The sequence below is a fragment of the Kribbella sp. WER1 genome, from assembly GCF_054189145.1.
The window spans coordinates 2,405,837-2,419,094 of the sequence record NZ_CM135186.1 but is presented as its reverse complement, the minus strand read 5'-3'; the positions used below and the strand labels follow the sequence as shown (position 1 = coordinate 2,419,094).

The following is a 13,258-nucleotide window of genomic DNA, read 5'->3' as shown; positions in this document are numbered from 1 at the left end:
GAGCCCTGAAACCTTGCCCAGGAAGGCGGAACCGCGGCAATACCGAGCACACCCAGCGAAATTTTCAGTGCCGCCAGGTGTAGTGGTGCTCGGGCCGGCCGGTGGAGCCGTATTGCAGGGTGAGGGTGACGCGGCCGGTCTTGGCGAGGTCGGCGAGGTAGCGCTGGGCGGTGCCGCGGGAGAGGCCGGCGTCCTCGGCGACCTGCGCCGCGGTGACCGATCCGGTGGCGGCGATCAGGATGTCCCGGACCAGGGCGGTGGTCTCCTGCGAGCGGCCCTTGGCGGCAGGCAGGTCGCCGCTGTGCAGGACCGCGTACGCGTGGTCGATCTGCGACTGGTCGACCGCGCGCGGTCCGGTGAGGGTCGCCAAGCTGCGCGCGTACGCCGTGACGCGCTCGGCGAGGACCTCGATCGGGAAGGGCTTGAGGATGTAGTTCACGACCCCGGCCGCGAAGGCCCGGCGGACCGTGCCGGGATCGTTCGCCGAGGTGATCATGATGCACGGCGCGCCCAGCCGGCCGATCAGCGTCGTACCGGGGGCGTCCGGGAGGTATTCGTCGAGCAGTACGAGGTCGGGGCGGTGGGTCCGCGCGAGGCGGATCGCGTCGCCCGCGCTCCGAGCCTGGCCGACCGTCTCGCAGTCCGCGATCGTGTCGATCGCGTCGGCGTGCAACTTCGCCACCCGAAAGTCGTCGTCCACGACGAGCACCCGCAGCCTCACGGCACCACCACCCCCGCGGCCGCGACAACGCCCTCCAGCCGCGCCGAGAACACCGCCCCGTGCACACCGGGGTTGGTGAGTTGTACGTCGCCGCCGTAGCGGCGGGCGGTACGCCGGGCGAGGGCCAGGCCGAGGCCGTGGTTCTCGCGGCCGAGGTCCCGGGTGGTGAAGCCCTGCTGGAAGATCTCCGCTCGGGACGCCTCCGGTACGCCGGGGCCGGAGTCGACGACGTGGACTACCAGCGCGTGCTCGTCCGAGGCGAGCGTGACCTCGACCCATGCAGCGGCGGATCCGGCGGCGGCGCGGATGCCGTTGTCGACCAGGTTGCCGACGACGGTGATGCAGTCCAGGGGCTGGGTCAGGCGTCCGTCGACCCAGGTCGTTTCCCCGAGCCGCAGTTGTACGCCGGCCTCCGAGGCGGCGGCCGACTTCGCCGTGAGCAGCCCGGCCAGGTAGGGGTCGGCGATCCGGTCGCCCCAGACGGTGGTGGAGCCGCCGAGTTCGCGGAGGTAGTCGCGGGCCTCGTCGACGTGGCCGAGCCCGAGCATGCCGGAGACCGCGTGGATGCGGTTGTTGTGTTCGTGGGCCTGCGCCCGGAGCGCGTCGGTGAGTGCGCGGGTCGCCTCGAGCTCGCGGGCGATGTGGTCGAGGTCCGAGTGGTCCCGCAGTACCAGCACCTGCCCGAGGTCGACGCCGTCGCGCACCACCGCCAGCCGGGTCGCCCGCAACGTGTTGTCCCCGATCACCACACTCTCACCCACCGGCGCTTCCACCCGCGTCAGCAACTCGACCACGACCCTCGGCAACCCCGCCTCCTCGACGGCTCTGCCCACCACCGGAGGTGGGTCGAGCAGGCGTTCGGCTTCTGCGTTGCAAGCTGTGACGGTGCCGGTGGGGTCGACGGCGAGGACGCCGTCGCGGACGCCGCTGAGGATCGCCTCCTGACCGCGGAGGAGGTCGGCCAGCTCGGCGGGTTCCAGGCCGTGGGTGGTACGGCGGAAGCGGCGGGCCAGCGCGATCGCGCCGCCGACACCGAGCAGCAGCGAGACGATGCCGCCGGCAACGAGTTGGCGGGTGAGGGTCCAGACGCGTTCGTTCACGCGGCTCATCGCCAGCCCGACGCTGACCGTGCCGACGATCCGGCCGTCGGCCGCGCGCAGCGGGACACTGCCGGTGGCCGACGTACCGGACGGCTCGTGGTCGATCGTCATCAGCTGACCGCCCGTGCGCACGACGGCCAGCTCCGGCCCGGTCCGGACGCCGACCTGTCCCGGATCGGGGCTGCTGTAACGAATCCCGGACGTGTCCGCGACCACGACGTACTGCGCGTTCGTCCCGGCCCGGACCCGCTCCGCCTCGAGCTGGACCGGACCGCCCGCCACCGGCGGACCGTTCCCGAGCCACGCCGCGTACCGGGTGTCCAGCGCCACCCCGCGGGCGATCGTCAGCGCCCGGATCTCGAACTGCCGCTGCACGATCGCGCGAACGACGTACGTCGCGATCACCACCGAGATCACGAGCGTGGCCGCGACCAGCGCGGTCACCAGCAGCAGGAGCTGGTCGCGCAACCGCAGCCGCGGCCTCCGCACGGCAACACTGATCAGGCGCACAGCCCGAACCCTACGGCGAACGCCGCTTCAGCGGACCGGCCGGCGGCCGTGATCTTTATGAACTCAACGCCGGGAACGCGCGCAACGTAGGCCGTACCAACGCTCCTTCCTACGGTGACGGTCCACCCCCGAGGAGGACAGCATGAGACACCGCCCGGTACGACTCGCGACGATCCTGGCCACGTGCGCGGCGCTGACCGCCGCCGGCGCCGTCAGTGCCCTGGCCGTTCCCGACCTGAACGCGAAGGAGCTGGCGATCTGGGCCGTCGCGCCGCAGCAGACGGTCACCAAGCAGACCGATGAGCAGGACAAGTACAACCAGGAGCACGGCCGGCCGACGCCGACGCCCGAGCTGCTCCAGCCGAGCCTCGACAGCAGCCTCGCCGCGTACAAACCGCTCGGCAAGAACAAGCTCAGCGGCACCTACAACTGCGCCGCGTCCGACGTGCTCGCGGCGCTCTCGAAGGACTGGGTCACCGAGTTCACCCGGATGTACCCGAAGGTGAAGATCACCATCGACCCGCCGTACGCCGGCAGCCTCGGCGCGCTCGCGCTGATCGACGGGAAGCTCGACTGCGTGTTCGTGTCCCGCGAACTCAAGCCGTCCGACGACGTCGCGTTCCGGGCCAAGTTCGGCTACGGGCCGACCTCGATCCCGATCTCCGGCGGCAGCTACCGGCACTTCGGGTTCCTGGACTCGATGGGCTTCGTGGTGAACGCGTCGAACCCGATCAACAAGCTGTCGTTCGACCAGCTCGACCGGCTGCTGTCCACCACGCACAACCGCGGCGGTACGCCGATCCGGACCTGGGGCGACCTCGGCCTGACCGGCGAGTGGAAGGACAAGCCGATCCACATCTACGGCATCCAGCCGTGGAACGGGTTCGAGGAGTTCGTCCGCGAGCGCGTCCTCGACTACAACGGCAACCGCGGCGAGTGGCGGGCGGCCGGCACCGACCCGCAGGTCTCCTGGGACACGACGGTCTTCAAGCAGGCCCAGCGCGTGACGACCGACCCGTACGGCATCGCGTACACGGGCATGGCGTACGTCGACCAGCCGGTGAAGGTGCTGTCGTTGAGCAACCACGACAACGATCCGGCGTACGCACCGACGTACGAGAACGTCGCGTCGGCGCAGTACCCGCTGAGCCGGCTGGTGTACCTGAACCTGAACAAGGCGCCGGGCCGTGCGATGGACCCGGTGCTGCAGGAGCTGATCAAGTTCGTGATCAGCAAGCAGGGGCAGCGGGTCGTCGGGAACCAGGGCGTGTTCCTCCCGCTGCGCGGTTTCCAGAGCGCGGCGTCCGCGCAGCAGCTGCGGTCGCTACCCTGACCGGTCGTCGGGCAGCAGCAGCCGGAAGCGGGTCGGCGACGCTGCCGCGAGGGTGAGCCGGCCGCCCGCTGACTCGGTCAGGTTGCGGGCCAGCGGCAACCCGATCGTGGAGCCGTGATCACTGGAGCCGTTGTCGAAGGGGGCGGGGGCAGCGCTGGTGATGCTGCCCTCGTCCTCGACGTCGATCGCGGTGGTGTCGAGGACGTCGTGGGCCGTGACCTGGACCGTGCCGCGGCCGTGCGTGTGGGCGTTGTCCAGCAGTACGTCGAGGATCTGCCGGCAGCTCGCCAGCGGTACGGAGCGGTCGCCGACCGGCGGCTCGATCGTGACGACGAGCCGGCGGCCGGCGTCGGCGAGCAGGCCGTGCCAGCGGTGCTCGGTCTCGGCGAACAGGTCCGCGATCGTGACGGCGGCGCCGCGCGGGCCGTCGGCAGGCAGCCGGGAGAGTTCGAGGACGTCCTGGACGGTCCGTTGCAGGCCGCCGGTCTGGCGGAGCGCGTCGTCGACCGCGTCGCGGGGGTCGGCGGTCGGGTCGGTCTGGGCGGATTCGAGGGTCAGGCGGAGCCCGGCCAACGGCGTACGGAGCTGATGGGCTGCCTCGGTGGCGAACCGGCGGGCGTGGTCCAGGACCCGCGCAAGCCGTTCCACCATGGCGTTCTGGGCGTTGCCGAGAGCATCTACCTCGGCGATGCCGGTCGGGGTGGCGCGGGCCGACAGGTCACCGGCGGCGACCGCGTCGGCGGTCCGGGCCAGCGACTCGAGCGGGGCGCTCAGGCGTTTCGCCTGCCAGGTCGCGACCGCTACGCCGATCAGCAGCGCGACGACGGCGCCGCCGAGGACGGCGAGCCAGGCGAGCACGATCCGGGTCCAGACCGCGCTGACCGGCGAGGACGCGCGGACGACGCCGATCACCTGCTCGGACGATGCCACCGGTACGGCGACGACGAGCGAGCCGGCCGAGCTGCCTTGGACGGCGTGGCCGGCCAGTCCGGCGCGGGTGGTGTCGTCGGGGGACTGTGGTCCGGTTCCGGCGCGTCGGTGGAGCGTTCGGTCGTAGACCGCGAGTTGGCCGTCGGTGGGTGGGCGGGGCAGTTCGACCGGGTCGTTGGCGGTGAAGTCGGGGCCGACCTGGACCGCGGCGGCCAGGGCGGCGCGTTCGAGTTCGGCGCGTTCGTCGGCGAAGAACGAGATCCGGATGCCGATCGCCAGCGGGACCGCCACCAGGATCAGCGAGACCAGGGCGGCCGCGAGGGCGACTCTGACGACACGACGCCGCATTTCACCATCATGCCGGGGTGGAAGGTGTGGTGGGGGAAGGTTTTGCCGTCCTCTAACCTCGGGCGGGGCGGACGCTTACCCGCCGCTTCCTAGCGTCGACGGCATGAAGATCCTCGTGCTGTGTCTCGGTGCCGCCGTTCTCATGACTGGCTGCGGTGGCGGCTCTGCCGCGCCGTCTCCTGCGCAGTCGTCCTCGACCTCAAGTGCGCCCAAGCCGTCGGCTCAGCCTTCGAGCCAGTCGGTTCAGCCGGTTCAGCCGGTTCAGCCGTCGAAGCCGGTGGCGACCGAGTCGAATCCGCCGGGGGACATCCCGGACAACCAGGCATTCGTCGCGTTCCAGGGGGCCGGTTTCTCGGTGAAGGTGCCGGAGGGGTGGGCGCGCACGGTGAGCGGGACGACGACGTCGTTCACCGACAAGCTGAACCGGATCGAGACCGCGCCGTCGAGTACGTCGTCGGCGCCGACGGCGCAGTCGGTGAGCAGTACGGTCGTCGCCGAGCTGGGGCGGAGCGTGCCGCGGTTCGCGATGGGCAAGGTGAGCGAGATCAGCCGGTCCGCGGGGAAGGTCGTGCTGGTCACGTACCAGGGGGACTCGGCGCAGGATCCGGTGACCGGGAAGGTGGTGCGGGACGCCTTCGAGCGATACCTGTTCTACCGCGGCGGCAAGCTGGTCGCGCTGACCCTGGTGGGTCCGGTGAACGCCGACAACGTCGACCCGTGGAAGACCGTCTCCGACTCGTTCCGGTGGGCGTGATGGGCGCCGATGTACTGCGGTGCGACGATCTGTACCGGTTCTACCGTTCGGGGGACGAGGAGACGCTCGCACTCCGCGGCGTCAGCCTGCATGTCGCCCGCGGCGAGGTGGTCGCCGTGGTCGGCCCGTCCGGCTCCGGCAAGTCCACCCTCCTCGCCTGCCTGGCCGGCCTGGACGAGCCTGACGGCGGCGCAGTCACTCTCGCAGGCGAACGCATAAGCCACCGCCCAGAACCCGACCGAGCCCGCATCCGCCGACGCCGCCTAGGCGTCCTGCTGCAGTCCGGCAACCTACTCACCCACCTCTCAGTACGAGCAAACATCCAGTTAGCCCAAGCCCGCAGCAAACCCGTGAAGCCTGAGGAGTTGCTGGAATGGGTGGGGCTGGGGGAGCGGGGGGCGGCTTTGCCTCGGGAGTTGTCGGGTGGGGAGTTGGCTCGGGCGGGGCTTGCGGTTGCTTTGGGCAATGATCCGGAGGTCTTGCTGGCGGATGAGCCGACGGGGGAGCTCGACGGGCAGACGGAGCAGGTGGTGCTGGAGTTGATCAGGGCGCGGGCTCGGGACGGGCGGGGGGTGCTGGTGGTGACGCACAGTGCGGCGGTGACGGAGATTGCGGATCGGGTGGTGGCGTTGGCCGACGGGAGGGTTGTGGGATGACGTTGGTTCGGTGTACGGACGCTGCCCGCACATTCGGGCAGGGGGACCAAGCTGTGGTCGCGGTGCACGGTTGTACGTGTGAGGTCGACCCAGGCGCGCGGATCGCGATCACCGGATCGTCCGGGTCCGGGAAGTCGACATTGCTCCATTTGCTGGCCGGCCTCGAGACCCCGACCGACGGAACGGTCGAATGGCCCGAGTCCGGCGATGAACGGTCGCGGGACATCGCCGTCGTCTTCCAAGGCCCGAGCCTGCTGCCGGCGTTGACGGTGCAGGAGAACGTCGGCCTCGCCGCCGTACTCACCGGCGTCTCCGAGGACGAGGCGGACCGGCGTGCGACAGCGGCGATGGAGTCGGTCGGTGTCGCGGCCTTGGCGGATCAACTGGCGGACACGTTGTCCGGCGGCCAGGCACAGCGGGTGGCCATCGCGCGGGCGATTGCCCTCCGCCCACGCCTCGTCCTCGCGGACGAGCCGACCGGTCAGCTCGACGCGGACACCGGCGCCCACGTGCTCGACGTACTGCTGCAGGCAGCGGACGAGACCGGCGCGGCACTCGTCGTGACGACGCACGATCCAGCGGTCGCCGATCGACTGGACGAGCACTGGCAGATGCACGACGGACGTCTCGTCGTACCGACCATGGAAGGTGTCCGTTGATGATGCTCTGGTTGCGTGGCCTGGTGCGGCACCGCGCGTGGCGGTTGCTGGCGACGGCGGCGGGCGTCGGCCTGTCGGTCGCGTTGATCGCCGCGATCGGCGCGTTCCTGACTGCCTCGAAGGCGACGATGACGCAGCGCGCGATCGCCACCGTCGCGGTCGACTGGCAGGTCGAGGTCCAGCCAGGCGGCGACCCCGCGGCTGTGCTCGCCGCCGTACGCCGGACCCCCGGCATCACGACCGCGCTACCGGTCCGGTTCGGCCGTACGACGGGGTTCCAGGCAACGATCGGCGGCTCGACGCAGTCGACCGGACCGGGGGTGGTGCTCGGTATCCCGAAGGACTACCGCACCGCGTTCCCGGGCGAGGTACGGCAGCTGACCGGCCGCCCGGACGGCGTACTGCTCGCGCAGCAGACCGCGGCGAACCTGCACGCGGCTCCCGGCGACACGATCCGGATCGGCCGCCCCGGACGGCCGCCGGTGCAGGTCACGGTGGACGGCGTGATCGACCTGCCGCAGGCGGATTCGCTGTTCCAGAAGGTCGGCGCTCCACCGCAGTCCCAGCCGTCCGCACCACCGGACAACGTCGTCCTGCTGCCCGCCGACCGCTTCGCGCAACTGATGAACCAGGCAACCACTCAGATCCACGCGAACCGGACGGCGTCCCTCCCGCACGCCCCGGCCGCCGCGTACACCAGTGTCGTTGGTGCCGCCCACAACCTGGAGGCGGGGTCCGCGGGAGCGGCCGTCGTAGGTGACAACCTGGCGGCGGCGCTCGACGCGGCCCGGAGCGACGCGGCGTACGCGCAGATCCTGTTCCTCTGCCTCGGCCTGCCGGGCGCCGTCCTCGCGGCCCTGCTGACGGCCGCGGTCGCCGGATCCGGCGCGGTCCGGCGACGGCGAGAGCAGGCCCTGCTGCGGGTGCGCGGCTTCGGTATCCGCCGCGTAGTCGGGCTGGCCGCGTTGGAGTCCGCGCTGGTCGGCGTCCTCGGAGGCATCCTGGGCGTGGCGGTGGCGGCGATCGTCGGCGGGACCGCGTTCGGCAGTACGTCGTTCGGCGCCGGAACCGGGGCGACCCTGCTGTGGTTCGGGATCGCCTCCGGCGTCGGCCTGCTGATCGCGGCGCTGACGGTACTGCTGCCCGCGGTCCGTGATCTGCGCCGGAGCAGCGTGGTCGCCGCACGCCGGCAGGTCGAGCGCGCCCGCAGCCCGTTGTGGATGCGGCTCGGGCTCGACGTCATCTGCCTGGTCGTCTCGCTGCTGGTGTTCCGCGCGTCGAGCAGCAACAACTACTCGCTGGTGCTCGCGCCCGAGGGCGTACCGCAGATCTCCGTGTCGTACTGGGCGTTCTTCGGCCCGGCGTTGCTGTGGATCGGCGGCGCCTTGCTGCTCTGGCGCCTCGCATCGCTGGCGTTGAAGTACGGACGTGGCCCGCTGACCGCGCTGGTCCGGCCGCTGACCGGACCGCTGGCGCGGACGACCGCGGCGAGCATGTCCCGGCAGCGCACGCCGCTGGTGCGATCCGTCGTACTGCTGGCGCTGGCGATCTCGTTCGCGGTGTCGACGGCGACGTTCAACGCGACGTACCGGCAGCAGGCGGAGGCCGACGCGGTTCTGACGAACGGCGCGGACGTCACGGTCACCGAGTCGCCCGGCGTCGTCGTCGGCCCGGCCGCGGGCAGCACGCTGGCCGCGATCCCCGGAGTACGCCGGGTGGAACCGCTGCAGCACCGGCTCGCGTACGTCGGTTCGGACCTGCAGGACTTCTACGGCGTACGGCCTGACACGATCGCCGGATCGACCGCGCTGCAGGACGCGTACTTCCTCGGCGGTACGGCGCATTCGTTGCTGCAGCAGCTCGCGCAACGGCCGGACTCGATCCTGGTCAGCGACGAAACCGTGAAGGACTTCCAGCTGTCGCCCGGCGACCTGATCCGCCTGCGGCTGCAGGACAGCCGGACGAAGGGGTTCCGGACCGTGGCCTTCCACTACGCCGGGATCGTCAAGGAGTTCCCGACCGCGCCGCGGGACAGCTTCTTCGTCGCGAACGCGGCGTACGTCGCGAAGGCGACCGGGAGCGACGCGATCGGCTCGTTCCTCGTCGACACCGGCGGCAAGAACCAGAAAGCCGTCGCGGACGCCGTCCGGAGCAAGCTCGGCGACTCGGCGAAGGTCACCGATCTGACCCAGGTCCGGGCGCAGGTCGGCTCCAGCCTGACATCGGTCGATCTGGCCGGGCTGACCCGGTTCGAGCTGGCGTTCGCGGTACTGATCGCGGCCGGCGCGGGTGGTCTGGTGCTGGCGCTCGGGCTGGCCGAACGACGCCGTACCTTCGCGATCGCGACCGTACTCGGGGCGCGCCGGGCGCAGTTGCGCGGGCTGGTGCTGAGCGAGGCGCTGGCGGTGACGATCGGTGGCCTGGCCGGCGGCGCGCTGGTGGCCTGGGGGTTGTCCGGGATGCTGATCAAGGTGCTGACCGGGGTGTTCGACCCGCCACCGTCGTCGGCGGCCGTGCCGTGGCCGTATCTGGGCGTGACGCTCGTGGTCGCGGTGGCGGCGATCGCGGCCGGCGCGTTGGCCAGCGCGCAGCGGTCGACCCGGCCCGCGGTGGAGGAGCTGCGGGAGCTGTGACTCAGCTTGTCCTCAGTTGGCCGGTCCTACGGTCAGGGGTGTGAAGTCCACGACCGAACGTACTCCGGTGGTCATCGTCGAGGACGATGACCGGATCGGGCGGTTGCTCGAACGGGCGCTGACCGGGAACGGGTACGAGACGTTCTGGGCGCAGACCGGTCGCGCCGGTCTGGCTGTCGCGCGTCGGGAACAGGCCGAGGTTGTCCTCCTGGACCTCGGACTCCCCGACGCCGACGGCGTGGACCTCGCCCGCCGGCTGCGGGCCGAGCTGCCGGGGCTGCTGCTGGTGATGCTGACCGCGCGCGGCGAGGAGATCGACATCGTGTCGGGGCTGGATGCCGGCGCGGACGACTACCTGGTGAAGCCGTTCAGCCTGACGGTGCTGCTGGCGCGGCTGCGGGCGCATCTCCGCCGTCGCCCGGCGCCGCGGGTCGAGGGGCCGGTGGCGATCGCGGACCTGACCGTGGACACCGCGGCCCGCCGCTGTACGGTCGCCGCCGCCGAGTTCCCGCTGCGCCCGAAGGAGTACGAGCTCCTGGAGACGCTGGTCCTGAACGCCGGTGCCGCGCTGTCCCGCGAGGACCTGATGGCGACGGTCTGGGACGAGAACTGGTACGGCTCGACGAAGACGCTCGACGTCACGATCGCGGCGCTGCGGCGCCGCCTGGAGTCCGCGCGGGCCGCCGTACCGTCGGTCCGGCTGCCTACGGTGTCGACGCTCCGGGGTCACGGCTATCGGCTCGACCCGCCCGCGACGAGCTGACCAGATGCACGACCGTGGCGAGCAGACCCAACCAGGTCACCGCCACCGTCCACCCGGCCAGTACGTCGGTCGCCCAGTGGAAGCCGAGGTACACCCGGCTCAGTCCCATCGCGATGCTCAGCACCACCGCAAGCGCCGTGCCGGCGATCTTCACCGCCCGCGAGACGCCCGTGTACCAGAGCAGTGCGGCGAGCAGCCCGAAGAAGACCGTGCCGCTCAGGGTGTGCCCGGACGGGAACGAGAACCCGGTGTCGATCGTGCCGATCACGAGGTGCGCGTCCGGCCGGTGCCGGCCGATCAGGACCTTCAGTACGTAGGTGAGGAGCGCCGCGCCCACCATCCCGGCTGCGAGTACGACGGCCGGCCGCCAGCGGTGGATGCGCAGCCGGATCAGGCCCGCGACCACCACGGTGAGCGCGGTGAGGACCGGGACCTGGCCGACGAACGTGATCGCGCGGGCGAAGAAGCTCAGTACATCGGTGCGGTGGGCAACGAAATTCGCGGTCAGCTGCGGGTCGAACGCGGCCAGCCCGTCACCCTCGACGGCAGCGTCCGCCTGGACGACGAACGCGATCGTGCCGAGCAGTGTGAAGAGCAGACCGACGGCGGTGCGGGACAGCAACTGCACAGCTCAGCCGCCGTCGGGGTCGAGGCGGTAGCCCATACCGCGCAGCGTCTGGATCGCGTTCCGCTCGAACGGCGCGTCGAGCTTCAGCCGCAGGTACCGGATGTAGACCTCGACGACGTTGGGATCACCCTCGAACGCCGGATCCCAGACGCTCTCCAGGATCTCGCTCTTGCTCACGGTCTCGCCGCGGTGCCGCATCAGGAACTCGAGCAGCCCGTACTCGCGGCGGGTCAGCACGATCTCCTGGCCGGCCCGCTCCACCCGGCGCCGGACCGGGTCCAGCACCAGGTCGCCGGCGGTCATCACGACCGGGCGCTCGGGGGCGCCGCGGCGGATCAGTGCCCGCAGCCGGGCGACCAGCACGATGAAGCTGAACGGCTTGGTCAGGTAGTCGTCGGCGCCGAGGTCGAAGGCGTCGGTCTGGTCGTAGTCGCCGTCCTTCGCGGTCAGCATCAGCACCGGCGACCAGACGCCGCGCTCGCGGATCTGCTCGAGCACCTTGTAGCCGTTCAGCTTCGGCAGCATGATGTCGAGCACGATGACGTCGTACGCGTGCTCGGTCGCGGCCCAGACGGCGTCCTCACCGTTGTGCACGACCTCGACCACGAACCCGTCCTCGGTCAGCCCGTGCCGAACCGTCTCGGCCAGGGGGACCTCGTCCTCGACTATCAGCACCCGCATGATTCCAGTGTCGTGCCAGCTTGCTGAGAGCAACCTGAGTCAGCGTGTCGGCAGCGGCAACGTGACCGTTGCGACGGTTCCCTGTGAGGCTGCCGGGGCCAATGTGACGGTTCCGTGATGCGCTTTGGCGATTTCCTGGACGATCGACAGCCCCAGTCCGGAGCCGCCGCTGGCCCGCGCCCGGCTGGTGTCGAGCCGGACGAACCGCTCGAACACCCGCTCCCGGTCGCTCTCCGGGATCCCGTCGCCGTCGTCCTCGACCGTGACGACGGCCCGGCCGTCCTGTTCGGTCGCGCTCAGCCGGACCGTGCTGTGCGCCGCGGTCGCCGCGTTCTCGACCAGGTTCCGGATCAGCTGACTGAGCCGCAGCGGATCCCCGACCACACGGACCGGTTGTACGTCGGCCTGCACCTGGAGCCGCTGCGCCGCCCGGAGCCGCCGTACCTCGGTGTCCAGCAGGTCGTCGAGGTCGACGTCGGAGCGGTGCAGCGGCAGCGCGGCGTCGTCGGCCTTCGCGAGCAGCAGCAGGTTCTCGACCAGCCGCTGCATCCGGACGGCCTCGCCCTTCATCAGCTCGTGCAGTCCCTGCCAGGCCTGCCCGCGGGCCGTCGGCTCGATCACGTCCAGCCCGGCCGACACGGTCGCGAGCGGCGACCGGAGCTCGTGGCTGGCGTCCGCGACGAACCGCCGCTGGTTCGCCTGCCCGGCCTGCAGCCGGTCCAGCATCTCGTTCATGGTCGCGGCCAGCCGCGCGATCTCGTCGTCGGTCTCCGGTACCGGGACCCGCTCGGTCAGGTCGCTCGACTCGATGCCCTGCACCCGGGACCGGATCCGCTCCACCGGCCGGAGCGCCTGCCCGGTCAGCATCCAGCTCGCCGCCCCGACCACGATCAGCAGCACCGGGAACCCGAGCAGCAGGTACTGCGTGACGGTGGCAACGGTCGCGCGCTGCGTCTCGACCGACGACGCGACCACCGCGGTGTACGTCGTACCGCCGTACTGGACGCCGCGGGCAACGATCAGGTAGTCGTGATCGTCGTCCAGCAAGGGCATCTCGCCGACCTCGGCGCGCAGTACCTTGCCGGCGCCCGGCCGCAACCGGGTCAGCGGCACGGTCTCCGCGCGCGCCGACGACGCCGCGACCACCTGTCCGGAACTGTCCAGCACCTGCACGATCTGGCTCGCCCGGGTGGTCTTCGCGAGGTCCGCGCCGAGGTTGTCGACACCTTCCGCGCCGACCTGGGCGGCGACGTCGGCGACCCGCCCGTCGGCGGCGTCCGAGGCCGCGCTGATCAGCGCCCGCTGCAGGAGCAGCAGCAGAACGCCGGCGCCGAGCGCCATCGCCGCCGCGACGACGACGATCGCGGCCGCGGTCGATCTGCTCCGCACACTGGCACGCCGGAGCCGGGAGATCGACGGCAAACCGGTTGCTCCTTCCCGAGAAACCCCTCGGCCCAGTCTCGTTGGCGACCCCTGAGGAACGCCTGAGTGCCGCCGCTCCGGTTCTGACTCAGCACGCTCTCAGTGCGTCGTGCCTAGCGT

General features: G+C 71.1%; 12 protein-coding genes. 6 read left to right on the top strand and 6 right to left on the bottom strand.

The window, feature by feature from the left end; genetic code table 11:
• Positions 1 to 64: 64 nt before the first annotated feature.
• Positions 65 to 721 (bottom strand): response regulator, encoded by a 657-nt coding sequence (locus ACXJJ3_RS11825; RefSeq protein WP_458170036.1) that lies wholly within the window; start codon positions 719 to 721, stop codon positions 65 to 67.
• The gene (locus tag ACXJJ3_RS11820; RefSeq protein WP_458170035.1) at positions 718 to 2,331 is read right to left on the bottom strand and encodes an ATP-binding protein; all 1,614 of its coding nucleotides are present in this window, start codon (positions 2,329 to 2,331) and stop codon (positions 718 to 720) included. The genes ACXJJ3_RS11825 and ACXJJ3_RS11820 overlap by 4 nt, the downstream gene beginning before the upstream one ends.
• A gap of 142 nt (positions 2,332 to 2,473) precedes the next feature.
• Here ACXJJ3_RS11820 and ACXJJ3_RS11815 point away from each other — a divergent pair, with 142 nt between their 5' ends.
• A complete protein-coding gene (locus ACXJJ3_RS11815; protein ID WP_458170034.1) occupies positions 2,474 to 3,664 on the top strand; it encodes a PstS family phosphate ABC transporter substrate-binding protein in 1,191 nt (396 codons plus the stop codon).
• Here ACXJJ3_RS11815 and ACXJJ3_RS11810 read toward each other — a convergent pair.
• Complete coding sequence (locus tag ACXJJ3_RS11810) at positions 3,656 to 4,942, bottom strand: sensor histidine kinase (protein WP_458170033.1); 1,287 nt, start codon at positions 4,940 to 4,942, stop codon at positions 3,656 to 3,658. The two genes, ACXJJ3_RS11815 and ACXJJ3_RS11810, sit on opposite strands and share 9 nt — an antisense overlap.
• Positions 4,943 to 5,219: 277 nt before the next feature.
• On the opposite strand from ACXJJ3_RS11810, the gene ACXJJ3_RS11805 reads away from it, so the two are divergent.
• The 5 genes from ACXJJ3_RS11805 to ACXJJ3_RS11785 are packed head-to-tail and all read left to right on the top strand — an operon-like array spanning position 5,220 to position 10,407.
• Entirely contained in the window at positions 5,220 to 5,696 is a 477-nt protein-coding gene (locus tag ACXJJ3_RS11805; RefSeq protein WP_458170032.1) for a hypothetical protein, read from the top strand.
• Positions 5,660 to 6,352, top strand: a complete 693-nt coding sequence (locus tag ACXJJ3_RS11800) for an ABC transporter ATP-binding protein (RefSeq protein ID WP_458170031.1) — start codon at positions 5,660 to 5,662, stop codon at positions 6,350 to 6,352. The genes ACXJJ3_RS11805 and ACXJJ3_RS11800 overlap by 37 nt, the downstream gene beginning before the upstream one ends.
• A complete protein-coding gene (locus ACXJJ3_RS11795) occupies positions 6,349 to 7,011 on the top strand; it encodes an ABC transporter ATP-binding protein (RefSeq protein ID WP_458170030.1) in 663 nt (220 codons plus the stop codon). Before ACXJJ3_RS11800 ends, ACXJJ3_RS11795 begins: the two co-directional genes overlap by 4 nt.
• Complete coding sequence (locus ACXJJ3_RS11790) at positions 7,011 to 9,644, top strand: FtsX-like permease family protein (RefSeq protein WP_458170029.1); 2,634 nt, start codon at positions 7,011 to 7,013, stop codon at positions 9,642 to 9,644. The genes ACXJJ3_RS11795 and ACXJJ3_RS11790 overlap by 1 nt, the downstream gene beginning before the upstream one ends.
• A gap of 40 nt (positions 9,645 to 9,684) precedes the next feature.
• Positions 9,685 to 10,407 carry a response regulator transcription factor gene (locus tag ACXJJ3_RS11785; RefSeq protein ID WP_458170028.1) on the top strand — a complete coding sequence of 241 codons (723 nt, stop codon included), beginning with the start codon at positions 9,685 to 9,687 and terminating at the stop codon, positions 10,405 to 10,407.
• Here ACXJJ3_RS11785 and ACXJJ3_RS11780 read toward each other — a convergent pair.
• The 3 genes from ACXJJ3_RS11780 to ACXJJ3_RS11770 are packed head-to-tail and all read right to left on the bottom strand — an operon-like array spanning position 10,349 to position 13,138.
• Positions 10,349 to 11,035, bottom strand: coding sequence for a phosphatase PAP2 family protein (locus tag ACXJJ3_RS11780; protein WP_458170027.1), 687 nt, complete (start codon positions 11,033 to 11,035; stop codon positions 10,349 to 10,351). The genes ACXJJ3_RS11785 and ACXJJ3_RS11780 overlap by 59 nt on opposite strands.
• 3 nt (positions 11,036 to 11,038) lie before the next feature.
• Complete coding sequence (locus ACXJJ3_RS11775) at positions 11,039 to 11,716, bottom strand: response regulator transcription factor (protein WP_458170026.1); 678 nt, start codon at positions 11,714 to 11,716, stop codon at positions 11,039 to 11,041.
• Between the two features lie 39 nt (positions 11,717 to 11,755).
• Positions 11,756 to 13,138, bottom strand: a complete 1,383-nt coding sequence (locus ACXJJ3_RS11770; RefSeq protein ID WP_458170025.1) for an ATP-binding protein — start codon at positions 13,136 to 13,138, stop codon at positions 11,756 to 11,758.
• Positions 13,139 to 13,258: the final 120 nt, after the last annotated feature.

Bases quoted from the DNA above. Each gene is read 5' to 3' on its own strand.
- ACXJJ3_RS11810 (WP_458170033.1), bottom strand. From the start codon at position 4,942: ATGCGGCGTCGTGTCGTCAGAGTCGCCCTCGCGGCCGCCCTGGTCTCG.
- ACXJJ3_RS11815 (WP_458170034.1), top strand. From the start codon at position 2,474: ATGAGACACCGCCCGGTACGACTCGCGACGATCCTGGCCACGTGCGCG.
- ACXJJ3_RS11795 (WP_458170030.1), top strand. From the start codon at position 6,349: ATGACGTTGGTTCGGTGTACGGACGCTGCCCGCACATTCGGGCAGGGG.
- ACXJJ3_RS11775 (WP_458170026.1), bottom strand. From the start codon at position 11,716: ATGCGGGTGCTGATAGTCGAGGACGAGGTCCCCCTGGCCGAGACGGTT.
- ACXJJ3_RS11790 (WP_458170029.1), top strand. From the start codon at position 7,011: ATGATGCTCTGGTTGCGTGGCCTGGTGCGGCACCGCGCGTGGCGGTTG.